The organism is Pseudonocardia sp. (assembly GCF_025965585.1).
GTDB lineage: Bacteria > Actinomycetota > Actinomycetes > Mycobacteriales > Pseudonocardiaceae > Pseudonocardia.
The window spans coordinates 1-19280 of record NZ_JAOPWR010000120.1; the positions used below are offsets into that span (position 1 = coordinate 1).

The following is a 19280-nucleotide window of genomic DNA, read 5'->3' on the forward strand; positions in this document are numbered from 1 at the left end:
CCCTCCCGGCGCGCGCGAGGCGACGCACGCGTCGTGACACGAAGCGACGCACGCGTCGTGACACGAAGCGACGCACGCGTCGTGACACGAAGCGACGCACGCGTCGGTGACGCGATGCGCGCGTGGACCACGACCCCGGACGTCAGGCGCCGTCGACCGCGCCACCGCCGGCGGGGGCGTCGTCGCCACCCACGGCCTCGGACGAGGGGGGCGGGTCGTCCACGGCTCGGTTCTCGGCCGGGAGGAGATCGCGCAGGGCCGGCCCGGAGATGCGACGGAACGTGCGGCGGGGACGGGCGCGGTCGAGCACCGCCACCTCCAGGGCGCTGACGCCCAGCACCCGCGACGTGGTGGTGGCGCCGTTGCTGCCCGTGGTGGCCGCGCCACCGGGCGTGGCGGCCGTCTCCAGGCCCTCGACGGCGACGACCAGCGCCTCGGCCAGCTCCAGGCCCGGACGGTAGGTGTCCTTGAGCTTGGCGCTGATCGGCTCGGTGGTGCCGCCCATGACCACGAACTGCGGCTCGTCGGTGATGGAGCCGTCGTAGGTGATGCGGTAGAGCTGGTCGGCCTCCGCGGTGACGCCCACCTCCGCGAGGCACAGCTCCACCTCGTAGGGCTTCTGCTGCTCGACGAACGCCGTGCCCAGCGCCTGCGCGTAGGCGTTGGCGAGCATCCGGCCGCTGACGTCGCGGCGGTCGTAGGAGTAGCCGCGGACGTCGGCCATGCGAATGCCGCCTGTGCGCAGGTTGTCGAACTCGTTGTACCGGCCGACCGCGGCGAAACCGATGCGGTCGTAGATCTCGGAGACCTTGTGCAGCGCCTTGGAGCGGTTCTCCGCGACGAACAGCACACCGCCGGTGTAAGTCAGCACCACGACGCTGCGACCGCGGGAGATGCCCTTGCGGGCGAGCTCCGAGCGGTCGCGCAGCAGCTGGTCGACCGACGAGTAGAACGGCATCGTCACGGGAGGAGCTCCTGAACTGTCGTGCCTACGGGGAGCATGTGGATCAGCCGACGGGGTTCTCGGTGCGGGCCGCCACGATGTCGCGGACGACCGCCCCGATCTCCTCGTCGGGGTGGCGGACCGCACCCTCGACGCCGGTGATGCTGACGACCACCGGGTAGATGCGGCGCGTCAGGTCGGGGCCACCGGTGGCGGAGTCGTCATCGGCGGCGTCGTACAACGCCTCGAGGGCGTTGCGGATCGTGGTGGGGAGGTCGGCGTCGGTGCGGTGGAGCTTCTTCAGCGACGACTTCGCGAACACCGAGCCCGACCCGACGGAGTGGTAGCCGCCCCACTCGTCGTAGCGGCCGCCGGTGGCGTCGTAGGTGACGATGCGGCCGGCTTTCGACGGCTCGGCGTCCGTGTCGTAGCCGACGAACAGCGGCACCACGACGAAGCCCTGCATCGCGGCGCCGAGGTTCTGCGCCACCATGCCGGCGAGCTTGTTGGACTTGCCGTCCAGGGAGAGCGGGACGCCCTCGGTCTTCTCGTAGTGCTCGAGGTCGACGGTGAACAGCCGCACCATCTGGATGGCGATGCCGGCCGAGCCCGCGATGCCGACCGCCGAGTAGGAGTCGGTGATGAAGACCTTCTCGATGTCGCGCTGAGCGATCACGTTGCCCTGGGTGGCCCGCCGGTCGCCGGCGATCACCACGCCCTCGTTGAAGACCAGCGCGACGATCGTGGTGCCGTGCGGCACGTCGAGACCGGCGTCGGCCCGCGGCGCGAGACCCTCCGGGATGCGGCCGGGAAGCAGATGCGGCGCGTGCGCGGTGACGAAGTCGGTGAACGAGGACGGGCCGGGAGCGAGGTACGCATCCAGACCTGCGGGCGAACGGCGGGACTCCGAGAACGGCATGGTCAGGGCGTGCCTCTCCACGTACGGGTACTGCGCTGCGGGTACAGCAGGTGCGGGTACAGCGGGTACAGCGGGTGCGGGTGGTGCGGTGCTGCAGGTGAACGGGGCGCCGGCCGCGGCCGGCGAGGGGAGGCTACTCGCCGCCCTTCTGGACGTAGGCCCGGACGAAGTCCTCGGCGTTCTCCTCGAGCACGTCGTCGATCTCGTCGAGAATCGTGTCGACGTCCTCGCCGAGCTTCTCGCGACGCTCCTGGCCCGCCGCCGAGGCGTCGGCGCCCTCGTCGTCGTCGCCGCCTCCGCCGCCCTGACGCTTCGTCTGCTCCTGCGACATGGGTGTCTCCTCCTCGCGCCTGGCTCCGACGACCGCGCGGCGCCCGCGCGGCTAACCGGAGTCCGGTACCGATGAACACTACCCAGCGAAATGCCGACACGCCCGCTGATCGAGCCTGTCCGATGGGCGAGTCGCGTGATCAGCCCCGGGTGAGGGCCTCCACCAGCTCCTCGGCGGTACGAGAGTTGTCGATCAGGTCACCGACGTGCTTGCGGGTGCCGCGCAGCGGCTCCAGCGTCGGGATCCGCACCAGCGACTCGCGGCCCAGATCGAAGATCACCGAGTCCCACGACGCGGCGGCGACCTCGGACGGGTAGCGCTCCAGGCACCGGCCGCGGAAGTAGGCGCGGGTGTCCTCCGGCGGCTCGTGCATCGCGGCGGTCACCTCCTCCTCCGTGACGAGGCGCTTGATCGACCCGCGCGTGGCGAGGCGGTTGTAGAGACCCTTGCCCATGCGGACGTCGGCGTACTGCAGGTCGACCAAGTGCAGCCGCGGGGCGTCCCACGCCAGGCCGTCGCGCTCGCGGTAGCCCTCGAGCAGGCGCAGCTTCGCCGTCCAGTCGAGCCGGTCGGCGGTGCTCATGGGGTCGCGCGCCAGGTCGTCGAGCACCTCGCCCCAGATCTGCAGGACCTCCGCGGTGGCGTCGTCGACGTCGGCACCCATCGTGTTCTCGACGTGCTTCTGTGCCTTCTCGAAGTAGGCCTGCTGGATGTCCAGACCGGTCATCTTCCGGCCGTCGGCCATGTCGACCGTGAGCTTCAGCGACGGGTCGTGGCTGATCCGGTGCACGGAGCGGACCGGCTCGGCGAGGCGCAGCTCGTCGAACCGGACGCCCTTCTCGATCATGTCCAGGACGAGCGCCGCCGTACCCACCTTGAGCAGTGTGGAGTACTCGCTCATGTTGGCGTCGCCGATGATGACGTGCAGACGGCGGTACTTGTCGGCGTCGGCGTGCGGCTCGTCGCGGGTGTTGATGATGCCGCGCTTGAGCGTGGTCTCCAGGCCGACCTCGACCTCGATGTAGTCGGCGCGCTGGGAGAGCTGGTAGCCCGTCTCGTCACCGGCCGCTCCGAGCCCGACGCGGCCCGCGCCGCACACCACCTGGCGCGTGACGAAGAACGGGGTGAGCCCCGCCACGATCGACGGGAACGTGGTCTGGCGGGCCATCAGGTAGTTCTCGTGGGAGCCGTAGCTGGCGCCCTTGCCGTCGACGTTGTTCTTGTAGAGCTGGATGCGCGGCGCGCCGGGAACGCTGGCCGACCGCATCGCGGCCTCCTCCATCACCCGCTCCCCCGCCTTGTCCCAGATCACGATGTCGCGCGGCGTGGTGACCTCGGGAGTGGAGAACTCGGGGTGCGCGTGGTCGACGTAGAGCCGGGCCCCGTTGGTCAGGATGACGTTGGCCGCGCCCAGGTCGTCCAGCTCGGAGTCGTGCGACTGCTGCATCGTGGGCGCCGAGAGGTCGAACCCGCGGGCGTCGCGCAACGGCGACTCCACCTCGTAGTCCCAGCGGGCGCGCCGCGAGCGCGGGATGTCGGCGGCCGCGGCGTAGGCCAGCACCACCTGGGTGGAGGTGATCACCGGGTTGGCGGTGGGGTCGCCCGGCACCGAGATGCCGTACTCGATCTCCGTGCCCATGATCCGGCGCGCGGTCACCGGTGAACCTCGAACGCACTCATGCTCAGGAGCCTAACCGCCGTGCGGGGATGATGGCCTGATGCGGGCGGAGGACGAGCAGGTCGCCGTGTTCGACGCGGCCGGACGGATGACGGGTGCCGCACCCCGGGGCGGGGTCTACCGGGACGGGATCTGGCACGGCGCCACCGGCGTCCTCGTCCGCAGCGGCGACGGTGAGCGCGTCTACCTGCACCGCCGCTCGCCGGAGAAGCTCGTGTTCCCGCACTGTTACGACTGCTGGGCGGGCGGCGTCATCGGTCCGGGCGAGACGCCGGACGACGCCGCGGCCCGCGAGCTGGAGGAGGAGCTGGGCATCAGTGATGTCCCGCTCACCCCGACCGACCGCTTCACCTTCGACGACGGCCGCCTGCGCTACCACGTGTTCGGCTACGAGGTGGCCTGGGACGGGCCGGTCCGCCACCAACCGGAAGAGGTGGTCTGGGGCGGCTGGGTCACCCTCGACGCGCTGCGCGCCCTCCTCGACGACCCGGTGCGCTGGCCCTTCGCCGCCGACGGACGGGCGGGTATCGGGCGCTGGTTCGCCGCCCACGACCGCGCCGCCCCCGATCGCGCCACCTACGACCGGCGCGATCGCGCGTAGTACCGGCCCGCCTTGGCCCGGTTGCCGCACACCTCCATGGAGCACCACCGCCGCGTGCCGTTGCGGGAGATGTCGTGGAACCACAGCACGCAGGTGGGGCGGGCGCAGCGCCGGATCCTGTCGGGCCGGCCCCCCAGCAGGGCCAGGTAGTCGACGGCCGCGTCCCAGGCCGCGCGCCACTCGGGGTCGACGCGGACCTCCTCCCCCGGGCCGTCGGCCCGCAGCACGGGGGTGCGGGCACCGCGGGCGAGCACGGCGTTGAGCGGCTCGCGGTCTCCCTGCTCCAGGGCGGCCCGCAGCGCGGCGCGTGCCTCGCGCAGCGCTGCCGCCGAGCCGGTGTTGTAGCCGTGCTCGGCCAGCCACGCCGTGACGCCGTCGGGGTCGGCGAGCTGGTCACCGCCGTCCCACCGGGTGTCGACGAGATCGAGCGCGAGGGGCTCACCGACGAGAGGTCGTTGCTGCACGGTTCACATCTAACCACTGTTCATCGCCTTACCGGTGAGGTAATGTTCTCACCATGAAAGTGCGGATGAACGGTGAGGAGTGGTCATGGCGCAGCGGTTCGCGGAGCTGACCTTCAGCCCGGAGGTCCGGTCCGCCCAGGCGCACTACGGAAGCTCCGGGGTGGGCGACCGGCTGCTCGCCGCCGTCGAGGCGCAGGCCCGGCTGGGCCCGGACGAGGCCGCCTTCCTCGCCGCCCGCGACGGGTTCCACCTCGCCACCGTCACCGCCACCGGATGGCCCTACGTCCAGTTCCGCGGCGGGCCCCCCGGGTTCGTCCGGGTGCTGGACGAGCACACGATCGCCTGGGCCGACCTGCGTGGCAACCGGCAGTACATCACCACGGGCAACCTCGACCCGTCCGGTGACGCCCGGGTGGCGATGATCTTCATGGACCTCGCGCAACCCAGCCGCATCAAGGTGCTCGGCACCGCGCGCATCGTGGACGCGGCCGACGACCCGGAGTTCGCACGCGGACTGACCGCCGCCGGGGAGCGCGGCAAGGTGGAGCGGGTAATGCTCGTCACCGTCGAGGCCTTCGCCTGGAACTGTCCGCAGCACATCACCCCGCGGTTCACCGCCGAGGAGGTGGCGCGGTCGGTGCGGCCGCTGCAGGACGAGCTGGCGGCGCTCCGCGCCGAGAACGCGCGGCTGCGCGCCGCGAGCTGAGCCGGGTCAGCCGTCCGACGCGCACTCGTCCGCCGGGCAGCCGTCGGCCACGGCCGGCCACATCGGCGCGTCCGACAGCGCGCCGGCGAGCACGTCGCTGATCTCGCGGAGGGAGCGCTGCTGCTCGGGCGTCAGCGCGTCGAACAGCAGGTTGCGCACCTCCTCCACGTGTCCGGGCGCCGCGGCCTGCAGGCGTGCGAAGCCCTCGTCGGTGAGCACGGCGTTCTGCCCGCGCTTGTCCGTATGACACGGCTCACGGCGCACCCAGCCGTCCTGCTCCATCCGTGCGACGGCGTGGCTGAGCCTGCTCCGCGACGACAGCGACGTGGATGCCAGCTGGCTCATCCGCAGCGTCCGCTCGGGCGCCTCGGACAGCCGCACGAGGATCTCGTAGTAGGCGTGCGGGATGCCCGCCTCCTGCTGGAGCTGACGCTCGATGCGCTCGAAGAGCAGTCGGCTCGCCGTCAGGAAGCTGCGCCACGTCTGCTGCTCGTCGGTGTCCAACCATCGCGTGTCGTTCACCGCACCTCCCTGGAATAGTTGAACTCTCAACACGTTTACGATAGCGTCCCTCTCAACAGCTGAGAGTTCAACGAAATTCACGGAGGTTCTCATGACCACGGCGACGCAGATCCCCGGTTACATCGCAGGGACCTGGGACATCGACCCGGTGCACTCCGACGTCTCCTTCACCGTGCGGCACATGATGGTGAGCAAGGTACGCGGCCGTTTCGCCTCGTTCAGCGGCGAGATCACCACCGGTGCCGACATCACCGCTTCGACGGTCACCGCATCGATCGACGCCACCTCGATCGACACCAACAACGACCAGCGTGACGGGCACATCAAGTCGGCCGACTTCTTCGACGTCGAGAACCACCCGACCTGGACGTTCCAGTCCACCGGCGTCCGCGTCGACGGGGACGACATCATCGTCGACGGCGACATCACCATCAAGGGCGTCACCAGGAACATCCCGCTGACCCTCGAGGTCAACGGCTTCGGCCCGGACGCCTACGGCGGCACGCGCGTCGGCTTCTCCGGCCTCGCGCAGATCAACCGCAGCGACTTCGGCGTCGACATCTCGATGCCCCTCGACGGTGGCGGCGTGGTCGTCAGCGAGAAGGTGCAGATCAGCCTCGAGATCGAGGGCGTTCTCCGCGCCGCCTGATCGCAAGCTCCGAACCCCGGCCGCGCCCGTTCCCGGGGCGCGGACTGCCAGCGGCCCCCGACCTCCCCTCGGTCGGGGGCCGCTGCATGTCCGGGGTGGGCGCCGGGGCAGCCCTCGATCGTTCGGGAGCCGCTCCCCCGTACCACCCGCCCCGCCTCGCCCGGCCGCGTGCACTCTCGCCTTCGACGGCCTGACGACGTCGGCGGCCGGCATGGGCCTCGTCGTGGTGCTGGAGCCACGGGCCGGCGTCGGTCGCCCTGCGCGTCGACGTCCTGCCCCTCCCCCTCTGAGTGCCCCCGCAGAGCCGCTACCGTCGACGCCGTGGCCTACCGGGAGCTCGCCCCGCCGCCCGCGCTGCGGGGGCTCGTCGAGTGCGGTTGGGTGTCCACGCTCGGGTCCGGTGCGGCCCCCCAGGTCCGGGACGTCCTGCCCGACGGCTGTATGGACCTGCTCCGGATCGGCGACGAGATGCTGATCGCCGGGCCCGACACGGCCCCGCACCCGGTCCGGCTGGACGCCGGCGTGCCGGTGGCGGGCCTGCGGTTCGTCCCGGGCGCCCTGCCCGGCCTGCTCGGTGTCCCGGCCTCTGCCCTGCGCGACCAGCGCGTCCCCTTGGCCGAGGTCTACCCGCGTGCGGCGCGCCCCGCCACCCCGCGAGTCGGGGCCGGAGGCCGCGCGAGCCGGGATCCCGGCGCGCGCGAGCCGGGCCCAGGGTGCGACGGCGAGGACGCCAGGGCGATCCTGGCCGGCGTCGCCGCCACGGCGCTCGCGCTGCCGGGCATCGCACCGCCCGACCCGTTCACGCGCGAGCTCGCCTCCCGAATCGGCAGCGGGGCCGGGGCGGCCGCCACCGCCGACGCTCTCGGCTGCACCACCCGCACGCTGCACCGCCAGTGCCTCGCGGCGTTCGGCTACGGGCCCGCGATGCTGCGCCGCGTGCTGCGCTTCCGCCGGGCGTCCGCGCTGCTGCACGCCGGCATGGCCCCGGCCGAGGTGGCGGCCCTCGCCGGCTACGCCGACCAGCCCCATCTGTCGCGGGAGGTCCGGGCGCTGGCCGGGGTCGCGCCGCGTCAGCTGGCGAGCGGGGCGAACACGTCCACGCCGTTGCCGTCGGGATCGAGCACCACCGCGTAGCGCTGGCCCCAGAACGCGTCGAACGGCGCCAGCTCCCCGTGGTGGCCCGCGCCCGTCAGCTCGGCGTAGATCGCGTCGACGTCGGCCGCGGTGTCCACGGCGAACGCCAGGTTCGTCCGGCCGCCGCCCGCGGGCGGGCTCCAGCCGGGGTGGAACGACCGGATGGTGTCCTCGGTGTCGAACGCGACGCGCAGCCCACCGGCCACCGCCACCTCCACGTGCGGCTCTCCGTCCGCCGACGCGGGGGCGTCCAGCCCGAGTCTGCGGTAGAAGGACAGCGCCTTCCCCATGTCCGCCACCACGATCCCGACCACGTCCAGCCGTGCCTCGATGTCCACGAGGGAACGCTAGAGCGGCCGGCGCCCCGCGGTCGTGAACGGATCGGACACGCGAACGACGACGGGGCCGGTCGCGCAGTGCGCGGCCGGCCCCGTCGACGCGGGTGCTACAGGTACTGGCCCGTGTTGGAGGCCGTGTCGATCGCCCGTCCGGCCTCGGCGTTCTTCCCGGTGACGAGCGTGCGGATGTAGACGATCCGCTCGCCCTTCTTGCCGGAGATGCGCGCCCAGTCGTCCGGGTTGGTGGTGTTCGGCAGGTCCTCGTTCTCGGCGAACTCGTCGACGATGGCGTCGAGGAGGTGCTGTACGCGCAGGCCGGGCTGGCCCGACTCGAGCACCGCCTTGATCGCCGACTTCTTCGACCGGTCGACGATGTTCTGGATCATGGCGCCGGAGTTGAAGTCCTTGAAGTACAAGGTCTCCTTGTCACCGTTGGCGTAGGTGACCTCCAGGAACCGGTTCTCCTCCGTCTCGTCGTACATCCGCTCGACGATCCGCTCGATCATCGCGTCGACGCACGCCTTGCGGTTGCCACCGAACTCGGCGATGTCGTCGACGTGGATGGGGAGGGTGTCGGTGAGGTACTTCGAGAAGATGTCCTGCGCCGCCTCGGCGTCCGGACGCTCGATCTTGATCTTCACGTCGAGCCGGCCCGGCCGCAGGATCGCGGGGTCGATCATGTCCTCGCGGTTGGAGGCGCCGATGACGATGACGTTCTCCAGGCCCTCGACACCGTCGATCTCCGCCAGGAGCTGCGGCACGATCGTGGTCTCGACGTCGGAGGACACGCCCGACCCGCGGGTGCGGAAGATCGAGTCCATCTCGTCGAAGAACACGATGACCGGCGTGCCGGCCGAGGCCTTCTCACGAGCCCGCTGGAAGATCAGGCGGATGTGCCGCTCGGTCTCACCGACGAACTTGTTGAGCAGCTCGGGGCCCTTGATGTTGAGGAAGAACGCGCGTCCTTCGCTCGGGTCGTCACCACGGACGGCGGCGATCTTCTTGGCCAGTGAGTTGGCCACCGCCTTGGCGATGAGCGTCTTGCCGCAACCGGGAGGACCGTAGAGCAGCACACCCTTCGGCGGCCGCAGCTCGTACTCCTTGAACAGCTCGGCGTGCAGGAAGGGCAGCTCCACGGCGTCGCGGATCTGCTCGATCTGCCGGAACAGGCCACCGATGTCGGAGTAGTCGACGTCGGGCACCTCCTCCAGCACCAGGTCCTCGACCTCGGCCTTGGGCACGCGCTCGTAGGCGTAGCCGGCCTTGGTGTCGACGAGCAGTGAGTCGCCGGGCTTGAGCGACACGAGATCGGGGTCCGACCCGTCGAACAGCGGCGCGGCGAGCCACACCACCCGTTCCTCGTCGGCGTGCCCGACCACCAGAGCGCGGCCGGCCAGGCCGTCCGCCGTGGGCTCGGAGAGCACCTCGCGCAGGCCGCAGACCTCGCCGATGCGCTCGAAGTCGAGCGCCTCGACCACCGTCAGTGCCTCGTTGAGGCGCACCGTCTGGCCGCTCTGCAGCGTCTCCGTCTCGACGGCGGGCGACACCGCGACGCGCATGCGGCGCCCCGAGGTGAAGACGTCCACCGTCTCGTCGGGGAAGCGGGCCAGGAAGACGCCGTAACCGCTCGGCGGCTGCGCCAGGCGGTCGACCTCCTCGCGCAGGGCCACCAGCTGGCCCCGTGCCTCCTTGAGCGTCTCGGTCAGCTTCTCGTTGCGGGCCGAGAGCTGGGCGAGCCTGCTCGCGGACTCCGCCAGGCGCTGCTCGAGAACCCGCGCATGACGCGGGGACTCGGTGAGCTTGCGCCGGAGAAGCGCCACTTCCTCCTCGAGGAAGCGGATCTGTGCGGCGGCCTCTGCGGGATCGATCTCGCCATGGCCACCAGAATCACGTGTACCGGGACCGTCGTAGGGGTTCACGGCATCCTCCCTCCGTAATCCGATTCCATACGGTACCTGCGAACGGCCGGAAGAGTGGTGCGGCGATCCGGTGATCCACCCCTCAACCGGTCGGCACCTTGACTCGCAGCGATCGTCCGGAACTGTGACCGTGGCTCGACACGTGCTCCGCGGGGACGGACCTAGCGACTGGTCGGTCTGCGCTGCGGGCGTGGTGGGACGACGCCGTCGGCCAGCCTGCGCGCCGTCACCAGGAACGCTGTGTGCCCCTGCATGCGGTGGTCGGGACGCACGGCGAGACCAACCACGTGCCACGGCCTGACCAGGCATTCCCACGCCTGCGGCTCGGTCCAGCACTGCTGCGTGCGGAGGTCCTCGACCACCCGCGAGAGCTGCGTGGTGGTGGCCACGTACCCGACGAGCACGCCGCCGGGGATGAGCGCCTTCGCCACGACGTCGAGCTGCTCCCACGGGGCCAGCATGTCCAGTACGACCCGATCGACCGGTTCCGCGGCGCCGTCGTGAGTATGAAGATCAGCCACCCGCAAGGTCCAGTTGGGTGGGGCGTCACCGAAGAAACCCCGCACGTTGCGCTCGGCGTGTTCGGCGTGGTCATCCCGGATCTCGTAGGACAGCACGCTCCCCGTGGGGCCGACGGCCTGCAGCAGCGAGCACGTCAGCGCCCCGGACCCCGCGCCCGCCTCCAGCACGCGTGCGCCTGGGAAGACGTCGCCCCACATGAGGATCTGGGCGGCGTCCTTGGGATAGATCACCTGCGCGCCGCGCGGCATCGACAGCACGTAGTCGGCCAGGCGCGGCCGCAGCGCCAGGTAGGGCGTGCCCGACGGGGAGACGACGAGGCTGCCCTCGGGCTTGCCGATGAGGTCGTCGTGGCGCAGTCCACCGCGGTGGGTGTGGTACTCGGCGCCGGCCTCGAGCGTCACGGTGTAGTGGCGGCCCTTGGGGTCGGTGAGCTGCACGCGGTCCCCCGCGCGGAACGGCCCGCCGCGGGCGCGGAGGGCGGGCGCGGCACGCTCGGGGACCGCCTCGTCGGCAGGCGCCTCCTCGGTGGGTGCGGCGGCGGGCTCGTCATCCGGGGTGGCCGGGGCCGTTCGACCGGCGTCGTCCGGGCCCACCGCGGCCGGCGCGTCGTCCGCGGACCCGTCGTGAGAGGGCATGCCGCGCTCGGCATCGTCGAGGGCGGCGGCAGACGGTTCAGGCACGGGGCGCAACGCTAACGGCAGGCTGGACCGTCGCTCCACGCGGCCGTCGGGTGCACCGTGTCGACGCGATCGCCCGGGCCTGGGGCCACAACCCTCGGACCGCGGGGGCTGTCTCCTCCGGCGTGCCCCGACGGGAGCGTGCCCGGGAGTGTCGGACCCCTCGCCTACGCTCCGCAGCGTGACCGACACCGTCGAGGCCGCCCCGGCCGAGCGCCCGCGGCGCCGGCCTGCGCTGTCGCCGTCGCGGGCCGGGGATTTCAAGCAGTGCCCGCTCCTCTACCGCTTCCGTGCCGTCGACCGGCTGCCCGAGCGTCACACCCGCGCCCAGGTCCGCGGCACGCTCGTGCACGCGGTGCTGGAGCGGCTCTACGAGCTCCCCGCCGCCGAGCGCGTGCCCACCACGGCCAGGGATCTCGTCGCGCCCGCCTGGGAGGCCCTGTGCGCCGAGGCGCCCGAGCTGGCCTCGGAGCTGTTCAGCGGCCCGGAGGACCCGGAGGTGCCGGGCTGGCTGGAGTCGGCGGGTGAGCTGCTGGAGGCCTACTTCGCGCTGGAGGATCCGCGGCTCCTGGAGCCGGTGGCGCGCGAGCTGCTGGTGGAGACGGAGCTCGAGTCGGGCCTGCTGCTGCGCGGCTACATCGACCGGCTGGACGTCGCGCCCGGCGGCCAGCTGCGGGTGGTCGACTACAAGACCGGCGCGTCGCCGCGTCCGGTGGCCGAGGCACGGGCGCTGTTCCAGATGAAGTTCTACGCGCTCGCCCTGCTGCACCTGCGCGGCGTGGCGCCCACTCAGCTTCGGTTGCTCTACCTGGCCGACGCCGAGTCGCTCACCTACTCCCCCGCCGAGGACGAGCTGCGTCGCTTCGAGCGCACCCTCGAGGCCATCTGGGAGGCGATCCTGACGGCCGGCCGCACCGGCGACTTCCGGCCCAACCGCACGAAGCTGTGCGAGTGGTGCAGCCACAAGGCGCTGTGCCCGGCGTGGGACGGCACTCCCCCGGAGTACCCGGGATGGCCCGCCGACCCGGACTCCGCCGCCGCCGAGACGGTGGCCGACCGCACCGGCTGAGGCCTCGTGCATGATCGGGTGCGTGTCCGACGTCGTACCCGAGCTCGAGCCGTACTACCTCCCCCTCGACGGGCTGGACGGATCCCGGTTCTTCGCCACGTTCTCCACCACCGGTCCCTGGTTCGCCGACGCGCAGCACGTCGGCCCGCCCACGGCCCTGATCGTCCGCGCGCTGGAGCGCTGCGACCCCCGCGACGGCACGCAGCTCTCGCGCATCACGGTCGAGGTCCTCGGTCCGGTGCCCGCGGGCGAGGTCGCGGTCACGGCCGCCGTGGAACGGCCGGGGAAGAACATCGAGCTGCTCGCCGCCGAGGTGTCCGCGGGCGGGCGCCCCGTGCTGCGCGCGCGGGCGTGGCGGCTCGCGCAGGGCGACACCGCGGCCGTCGCGAGCGGCGAGGAGCCGCCGATCCCCGGGCCGGAGCACGGCGTGGAGCGGCCGGAGCGGCCGCCGGGCTGGCTCCCGGGGTTCATGGACACACTGGAGTGGCGTTGGGTTCGCGGCTGGCTCGGCGAGCCCGGCCCGGGAACGGCGTGGGCCCGGCAGAAGGTGCAGCTCGTGGCGGGCGAGGAGCCCAGCCCGCTGCAACGGCTCGCCGTGGTGGCCGACTCCGGCAACGGCGCGGCGGCACCGTTCGACATCCGCGAGTGGCTCTACGTCAACACCGAGCTGACGCTGCACCTGCACCGCGCACCGGCGGGCGAATGGATGGGCGTGGACGCCCACACCGTCGTGGGCCCCACCGGCCTCGGCACGGTGTCGGGCCACCTGTTCGACGAACGGGGGCACTGCGGCCGCAGTGCGCAGGGCCTGATCGTCCGGCCGCGCTGACCTCCGTCCCCGGTGACCGGGGTCGTGCGCGGAAACCGTGGCCGGGCCCGTGGTCTCCGCGCACGGGCCGCGGAGCCGCTACCGGCCGTCGACCGCCCGGCAGGAGCGGATCTCCGAGGTCAGGATCGCGCGGGCCCCTAGGGTGGCCAGGTCGTCCATGATCTTGTTGGCGCACGTCTTGCGCACCATCGTCCGGACGCCGAACCAGCCGTCCTCGTCGAGGCGCGAGACCGTGGGTGACTGCATGCCGGGCGCGATCTTCTTGGCCTGCTCGAGCACGCGCTCGGGGCAGTCGTAGTCGACCATCAGGTACTGGCGGGCGTAGACGACACCGCGCAGCCGCTCGGTGAACACGACCTTCTCGGCCTTGGTCTTGACGGTCTCCTCGCGGTCGGGCCGCGGCTCGCGCTCGATGAGCGTGGCCTCCGACTCCGCGATGGGGTCGCCGAACGCGATGAGGCCGTGCTGGCGCAGCGTGCGACCGGACGACACGACGTCGGCGATGGCGTCGGCGAGGCCGAGCTGCACCGAGATCTCGACGGCGCCGTCCAGCTTGATGATGTCGGCGCGGACGCGGCTGCGGGCGAGGTGGGCACGGACGAGGCGCGGGTAGGAGGTGGCGATCTTCTTGCCCTCGAGGTCCTCGAGCTTCCAGTCCCGCGCGTCGGCGCCGACCGGCACCGGTGCGGCGAAACGGAACTTCGACTGCCCGAAGCCCAGCGGGATGACCGTCTTCACCTGGCTGCCGGACTCGTCCATCAGATCGGCGCCGGTGATGCCCAGGTGCAGGTCGCCGGACCCGACGTACGTGGCGATGTCCTTGGGCCGCAGGTAGAAGAACTCGATCTCGTTCTCCTCGTCGAACATGCTGAGGTCTCGCGAGTCGGAGCGCTGGCGGTAGCCCGCCTCCCGCATCATCGTGGCGGCCGGCTCGGCCAGAGTGCCCTTGTTGGGCAGTGCGATGCGGAGCATCTCTCTCCTCGGTAGTGCTCTGACGAACGTGTCGACGGTACAGCGGCGTGCGGTGGCGCTAGAGGAACTTGTAGACGTCCTCGAGTGTGATGTTGCGCCCCAGCATCAGGACCTGGACGCGGTAGAGCAGCTGGGAGATCTCCTCGGCGAGGGCGTCGTCGGCCTCGTGCTCGGCGGCGAGCCACACCTCGCCGGCCTCCTCGAGGACCTTCTTGCCCTGTGCGTGCACGCCGGCGTCCACCGCCGCGACCGTGCCCGAGCCCTCGGGCCGGGTGGCCACCTTCTCGGTGAGTTCGGCGAACAGGCCGTCGAAGGTCTTCACCGTATGTCTCCCATCACTTCTTCAGTGTCATATGTCGTGTGCGACCAGGCCAATTCGGGCGGTGGTCGTGCTCCGTCCGGTCCGGGCGACGCGCCCAATGGCGCCCCGAACCGGTCCTCGCCCTGCTGCGTATCCCGCCAGCGGGCCCCCGTCCAGGACAAACGGTCTCACGGCGGCTCGCTGCGCTCGCCACCGGTCGACCGCCGGTGCTGTGCTGACGGCGTCCTCGCAGACTCGGACGCTAGGCCGCGCGATCAGCCCGTGCCCGGGTGTAGGCGAGACGCACCTCGGCCGGGGTGAGGCCGACCAGCGACTCGCGATGGAAGCGCCCCGGAGCGTGCGGGACGGGAACGTCACAGGGCACCACGAGCACGGCCGCACCAGCGCGGCCGGCGGCCAGCGCACCCGTCGGGGAGTCCTCGACCGCGAGGCAGTCGGCGGCGTCGACGCCCAGCAGCTCGGCGGCCCGCAGGTACGGGTCGGGGTCGGGCTTGCCGCGTGGCACCTCGTCGCCGCACACCGTGGCGGTGAAGTGCTCGCGCCCGATGCCGTCCAGCGCCATCTCGGTCAGCGCGCGCTCGGTGTTGGTGACCAGCGCCATCGGCCAGCCCGCCTCCCGCACGGTGCGCAGGGCCTCCTGCGCGCCGGGACGCCAGACGAGCCCTTCGCGGAACAGCTCGCCGGTGCGGGCGGTGAGGAACTCCGCCGTCGCGGTGTGCCGGTCCGGGTCCGGCGGGAGGCCGAGGTCGTCGAACATGATCACGAGGGTGCGGGCCATGTTCGACCCGACCATGTCCTCGCGGGCCCGGGTGCTCAGCTCGCCGCCGAGCCACCGTGCGGTGTCGGCGAGCGAGATGGTCCAGATCTTCTCCGAGTCGAGCAGCGTGCCGTCCATGTCCCACAGAACTGCCTTCGGCGAACCAGCGCTCGTCCTCGGCCCCGGCCGGCGAGCCTCATCCGGCATTGAAGTACTTCGCCTCCGGGTGGTGGGCCACCATCGCGTCCGTGGACTGCTCGGGATGCAACTGCAGCTCCTCCGACAGCTCGACGCCGATACGGCCCGGCTCCAGCAGCTCGACGATCTTCCTACGGTCCTCGAGGCTGGGGCACGCGCCGTAGCCCAGCGAGTAGCGGGCGCCGCGGTAGCCGAGTTTGAAGAACTCCTCGACGTTCTCGGGGTCCTCCGCCGCCACCGCACCACCGGTGGCGAACGTCAGCTCCTCGCGCACCCGGCGGTGCCAGTACTCGGCCAGGGCCTCGGTGAGCTGCACGCCCAGGCCGTGCACCTCGAGGTAGTCGCGGTAGGCGTCCTTGGCGAACAGCTCGTTGGCGTAGTCGGCGATGGGCCGGCCCATCGTCACCAGGTGCAGCGGCAGGACGTCGATCTCGCCGCGCTCGACGGCCAGCTCACGCGGGCGCCAGAAGTCGGCCAGGCAGAGGTTGCGGTCGCGGCGCTGACGCGGGAACTCGAAGCGGAACCGCTCCGGCGCGTCCGGGCGGGGCTCGGTGAGGACCACCAGCGCGTCCTTCTCCGACACGGCCGGGAAGTACCCGTAGACGAGCGACGCGCCGGCGAGCACGCCCTCGGTGGACATCCGGTCGAGCCAGTAGCGCAGCCGCGGCCTGCCCTCGGTCTCCACCAGCTCCTCGTAGCCGGGCCCGTCGCCCTTCTTGCTACCGCGCAGCCCCCACTGGCCCAGGAACAGCGCGCGCTCGTCGATCATCCCCGAGTAGTCGGCCAGCGCGATGCCCTTGACCACGCGGGTGCCCCAGAACGGGGGCGTGGGCAGCGGGTTGTCGACGGTGACGTCGGAGCGCTCGGGCATCGGCCCGGCCACCGCGGCCTCGGCGGCCCTGCGCTTGGCCGCCACGCGCTGCGACTTCTCGTGCCGCGCCTTGCGCTCGGCCTTCGCGGCCTCCTCCTCCGGCGTCGTCTCGGGGACCTCGCCTCGGCGGCGCGCCATCGTGGCGTCCATCTCGCGCAGGCCCTCGAAGGCGTCACGGGCGTAGGAGACGCGGCCCTCGTAGACCTCCTGGAGATCGTTCTCCACGTAGGAGCGCGTCAACGCCGCGCCGCCGAGCAGCACCGGCACCTTCTTGGCGACCCCCCGGGCGTTCATCTCCTGGAGGTTCTCCTTCATCACCACCGTGGACTTCACGAGCAGCCCGGACATCCCGACGGCGTCAGCCCGGTGCTCCTCGACCGCCGACAGGATCGTGGAGATGGGCTGCTTGATGCCCAGGTTGACCACGGTGTAGCCGTTGTTGGTGAGGATGATGTCCACGAGGTTCTTGCCGATGTCGTGCACGTCGCCCTTGACCGTGGCCAGCACGATCGTGCCCTTGCCCTGATCGTCCTCGGCCTTCTCCATGTGCGGCTCGAGGAACGCCACCGCGGTCTTCATGACCTCGGCCGACGCCAGCACGAACGGCAGCTGCATCTGGCCGGAGCCGAACAGCTCGCCGACGGTCTTCATGCCCGACAGCAACGTGTCGTTGATGATCTCCAGGGCGGGCCGGACGACCAGCGCCTCGTCGAGGTCGGCCTCCAGGCCCTCACGCTCGCCGTCGACGATGCGCCGCTCCAGCCGCTCGAACAGCGGCAGCCCCGCCAGCTCCTCGGCCCGGGTGGCGCGCGCCGAGGACGCCGAGACGCCCTCGAACAGCTCCATGAACCGGTTGAGCGGGTCGTAGCCCTCACGGCGCCGGTCGTAGACGAGGTCGAGCGCCACCGAGCGCTGCTCATCGTCGATCTTGGCCATCGGCAGGATCTTGGCCGCGGACACGATCGCGGTGTCCAGCCCGGCGTTCACGCACTCGTGCAGGAACACCGAGTTCAGCACCTGGCGGGCGGCCGCGTTGAGGCCGAAGGAGACATTGGAGACGCCCAGCGTGGTCTGGACGTCGGGGTAGCGGCGCTTGAGCTCGCGGATGGCCTCGATGGTCTCCAGCGCGTCGCGCCGCACCTCCTCCTGTCCGGTGGTGATCGGGAAGGTCAGCGTGTCGACGACGATGTCCTCGATGTGCATGCCGTGGTCGGTGGTGAGGTCGCGGATGAGCCGGTCGGCCACCCGGACCTTCCACTCGGCGGTGCGGGCCTGGCCCTCCTCGTCGATGCACAGCGCCACGACGGCCGCGCCGTGCTCTCGCGCCAGCTCCATCGCGCGCTGGAAGCGGGAGCCGGGGCCGTCGCCGTCCTCGTAGTTGACCGAGTTGATGATCGAGCGGCCGCCGAGTCGCTCCAGGCCGGCCCTCAGGACCTCGGGCTCGGTGGAGTCGAGCATCACCGGCAGCGTGGACGCGGTGGCCAGGCGACCGGCCAGCTCGGCCATGTCGGCCACGCCGTCGCGGCCCACGTAGTCGATGCAGAGGTCGATGAGGTGGGCACCCTCGCGGGTCTGGTCGCGGGCGATGCCGACGCACGCCTCCCAGTCCTCGGCGAGCATGGCGTCGCGGAACTTCTTCGAGCCGTTGGCGTTGGTGCGCTCCCCGATCATGAGCACCGAGGTGTCCTGCCGGAACGGCACCGACGCGTACAGCGAGCTCAGGCCGGCCTCGGGCCGCGGGTGGCGCTCCGGCGGGGTCAGCGAGCGCACGGCCTCGGCGACGGCGCTGACGTGGGCCGGGGTGGTGCCGCAGCAGCCGCCGACCAGGCGTAGGCCGTAGTCGCGGACGAAGGTGGCGAGCGCCTCGGCCAGCCCGTCGGCGTCGAGCGGGTACTCGGCGCCGTTCGGGCCGAGCACGGGCAGCCCGGCGTTGGGCATCACCGAGAGCGGGATGCGGGCGTGCTTGGAGAGCGTGCGCAGGTGCTCGCTCATCTCGGCGGGGCCGGTGGAGCAGTTGAGCCCGATGAGGTCGACGCCCAGCGGCTCCAGCGCGGTGAGCGCGGCGCCGATCTCCGAGCCCAGCAGCATCGTGCCAGTAGTCTCCATGGCGACCTGGGTGATGATCGGGATGCGGCGGCCCTCGTCGACCATGGCCCGCTTCATGCCCAGCACGGCCGCCTTGACCTGCAACAGGTCCTGGCACGTCTCGACGACGATCGCGTCGGCGCCGCCGGCGAGCAGGCCGCGGCCGCACTCGGTGTAGGCGTCGCGCAGGCTCACGAACGTGGCGTGTCCCAGCGTCGGCAGCTTCGTGCCCGGGCCCACCGAGCCCAGCACGTAGCGCGGGCGCCCCGGCGTGGACATCTCGTCGGCGACCTCGCGCGCGAGCTGCGCCCCCTTGAGCGCCAGCTCGCGGATCCGATCGGGGATGTCGTAGTCGGCGAGGTTGGGCAGGTTCGCGCCGAACGTGTTGGTCTCGACGGCGTCGGCACCGGCCTCGAAGTACGCGCGGTGGATCTGACGGACCACGTCAGGGCGCGTGTCGTTGAGGATCTCGTTGCACCCCTCGAGACCCGCGAAGTCGTCCAGCACCAGGTCAGCGGCCTGGAGCATGGTGCCCATGGCTCCGTCGGCAATCACCACCCGGTCGGCCAGAGTGTCCATGAACGTCGTATCGAACGTGTGCGGCTGCACGGTGTCCTCTCGGGTGGACCAACGACTGCGGGCATCAGAGTAGTCGTCGCGGGGGTGGCAGCCGTTGCGCGAAGGCCAACGGCCGTAGGCTGGAGCGATGACCGATAGCACTCCGCCACCGGCTCATGGGGAACCCGGGGCGGAGACCGATCTCCCCCGCCTCGT

General features: G+C 71.6%; 19 protein-coding genes. 6 read left to right on the forward strand and 13 right to left on the reverse strand.

What is annotated here, in order from left to right; translation table 11 throughout:
• Positions 1-142 precede the first annotated feature (142 nt).
• From prcA to dop, 4 genes are all read right to left on the reverse strand, one after another.
• Positions 143-964 carry a proteasome subunit alpha gene (gene prcA, locus JWR81_RS07420; protein ID WP_297648524.1) on the reverse strand — a complete coding sequence of 274 codons (822 nt, stop codon included), beginning with the start codon at positions 962-964 and terminating at the stop codon, positions 143-145.
• Positions 965-1007: 43 nt separating this feature from the next.
• Positions 1008-1862: a proteasome subunit beta gene (prcB, locus tag JWR81_RS07425; RefSeq protein WP_297648699.1), complete on the reverse strand. Its 855-nt coding sequence runs from the start codon at positions 1860-1862 to the stop codon at positions 1008-1010.
• A 133-nt stretch (positions 1863-1995) separates the two neighbouring features.
• Entirely contained in the window at positions 1996-2193 is a 198-nt protein-coding gene (locus tag JWR81_RS07430; RefSeq protein WP_093077575.1) for a ubiquitin-like protein Pup, read from the reverse strand.
• A gap of 139 nt (positions 2194-2332) precedes the next feature.
• Positions 2333-3832, reverse strand: a complete 1500-nt coding sequence (dop, locus tag JWR81_RS07435) for a depupylase/deamidase Dop (RefSeq protein ID WP_297648700.1) — start codon at positions 3830-3832, stop codon at positions 2333-2335.
• Positions 3833-3911: 79 nt separating this feature from the next.
• On the opposite strand from dop, the gene JWR81_RS07440 reads away from it, so the two are divergent.
• Positions 3912-4472 (forward strand): NUDIX domain-containing protein, encoded by a 561-nt coding sequence (locus JWR81_RS07440; protein ID WP_297648530.1) that lies wholly within the window; start codon positions 3912-3914, stop codon positions 4470-4472.
• On the opposite strand, the gene JWR81_RS07445 is transcribed toward JWR81_RS07440, so the two are convergent.
• Positions 4448-4936 (reverse strand): CGNR zinc finger domain-containing protein, encoded by a 489-nt coding sequence (locus tag JWR81_RS07445; RefSeq protein WP_297648533.1) that lies wholly within the window; start codon positions 4934-4936, stop codon positions 4448-4450. The genes JWR81_RS07440 and JWR81_RS07445 overlap by 25 nt on opposite strands.
• 85 nt (positions 4937-5021) lie before the next feature.
• On the opposite strand from JWR81_RS07445, the gene JWR81_RS07450 reads away from it, so the two are divergent.
• A complete protein-coding gene (locus tag JWR81_RS07450; protein WP_297648535.1) occupies positions 5022-5642 on the forward strand; it encodes a pyridoxamine 5'-phosphate oxidase family protein in 621 nt (206 codons plus the stop codon).
• A 6-nt stretch (positions 5643-5648) separates the two neighbouring features.
• On the opposite strand, the gene JWR81_RS07455 is transcribed toward JWR81_RS07450, so the two are convergent.
• Positions 5649-6164, reverse strand: coding sequence for a MarR family transcriptional regulator (locus JWR81_RS07455; RefSeq protein WP_297648539.1), 516 nt, complete (start codon positions 6162-6164; stop codon positions 5649-5651).
• Between the two features lie 91 nt (positions 6165-6255).
• On the opposite strand from JWR81_RS07455, the gene JWR81_RS07460 reads away from it, so the two are divergent.
• Entirely contained in the window at positions 6256-6813 is a 558-nt protein-coding gene (locus tag JWR81_RS07460; RefSeq protein ID WP_297648542.1) for a YceI family protein, read from the forward strand.
• A 321-nt stretch (positions 6814-7134) separates the two neighbouring features.
• Positions 7135-7947, forward strand: a complete 813-nt coding sequence (locus tag JWR81_RS07465) for a helix-turn-helix domain-containing protein (protein WP_297648546.1) — start codon at positions 7135-7137, stop codon at positions 7945-7947.
• Here the strand turns inward: JWR81_RS07465 and JWR81_RS07470 are convergent.
• The 3 genes from JWR81_RS07470 to JWR81_RS07480 all read right to left on the reverse strand — a co-directional run bounded on the left by JWR81_RS07470 (position 7884) and on the right by JWR81_RS07480 (position 11406).
• Complete coding sequence (locus JWR81_RS07470; protein ID WP_297648549.1) at positions 7884-8285, reverse strand: VOC family protein; 402 nt, start codon at positions 8283-8285, stop codon at positions 7884-7886. The two genes, JWR81_RS07465 and JWR81_RS07470, sit on opposite strands and share 64 nt — an antisense overlap.
• Before the next feature lie 107 nt (positions 8286-8392).
• Positions 8393-10153 (reverse strand): proteasome ATPase, encoded by a 1761-nt coding sequence (arc, locus tag JWR81_RS07475; RefSeq protein WP_297648703.1) that lies wholly within the window; start codon positions 10151-10153, stop codon positions 8393-8395.
• Positions 10154-10365: 212 nt separating this feature from the next.
• A complete protein-coding gene (locus JWR81_RS07480) occupies positions 10366-11406 on the reverse strand; it encodes a tRNA (adenine-N1)-methyltransferase (RefSeq protein WP_297648552.1) in 1041 nt (346 codons plus the stop codon).
• Positions 11407-11584: 178 nt separating this feature from the next.
• Between JWR81_RS07480 and JWR81_RS07485 the strand changes: the two genes are divergently transcribed.
• Both JWR81_RS07485 and JWR81_RS07490 read left to right on the forward strand, forming a co-directional pair.
• A complete protein-coding gene (locus JWR81_RS07485; protein WP_297648555.1) occupies positions 11585-12472 on the forward strand; it encodes a RecB family exonuclease in 888 nt (295 codons plus the stop codon).
• Between the two features lie 22 nt (positions 12473-12494).
• The gene (locus JWR81_RS07490; protein ID WP_297648565.1) at positions 12495-13301 is read left to right on the forward strand and encodes a thioesterase family protein; all 807 of its coding nucleotides are present in this window, start codon (positions 12495-12497) and stop codon (positions 13299-13301) included.
• Between the two features lie 78 nt (positions 13302-13379).
• Here the strand turns inward: JWR81_RS07490 and hisG are convergent, their stop codons facing one another.
• The 4 genes from hisG to metH all read right to left on the reverse strand — a co-directional run bounded on the left by hisG (position 13380) and on the right by metH (position 19085).
• On the reverse strand, positions 13380-14273 hold the full coding sequence (gene hisG / locus JWR81_RS07495; protein ID WP_297648568.1) for an ATP phosphoribosyltransferase: 894 nt from the start codon (positions 14271-14273) through the stop codon (positions 13380-13382).
• Between the two features lie 58 nt (positions 14274-14331).
• Positions 14332-14595 (reverse strand): phosphoribosyl-ATP diphosphatase, encoded by a 264-nt coding sequence (locus tag JWR81_RS07500; protein WP_297648571.1) that lies wholly within the window; start codon positions 14593-14595, stop codon positions 14332-14334.
• Positions 14596-14836: 241 nt separating this feature from the next.
• The gene (locus JWR81_RS07505) at positions 14837-15559 is read right to left on the reverse strand and encodes an HAD family phosphatase (protein WP_297648574.1); all 723 of its coding nucleotides are present in this window, start codon (positions 15557-15559) and stop codon (positions 14837-14839) included.
• Entirely contained in the window at positions 15549-19085 is a 3537-nt protein-coding gene (metH, locus tag JWR81_RS07510) for a methionine synthase (RefSeq protein WP_297648577.1), read from the reverse strand. The genes JWR81_RS07505 and metH overlap by 11 nt, the downstream gene beginning before the upstream one ends.
• Between the last annotated feature and the right edge of the window lie 195 nt (positions 19086-19280).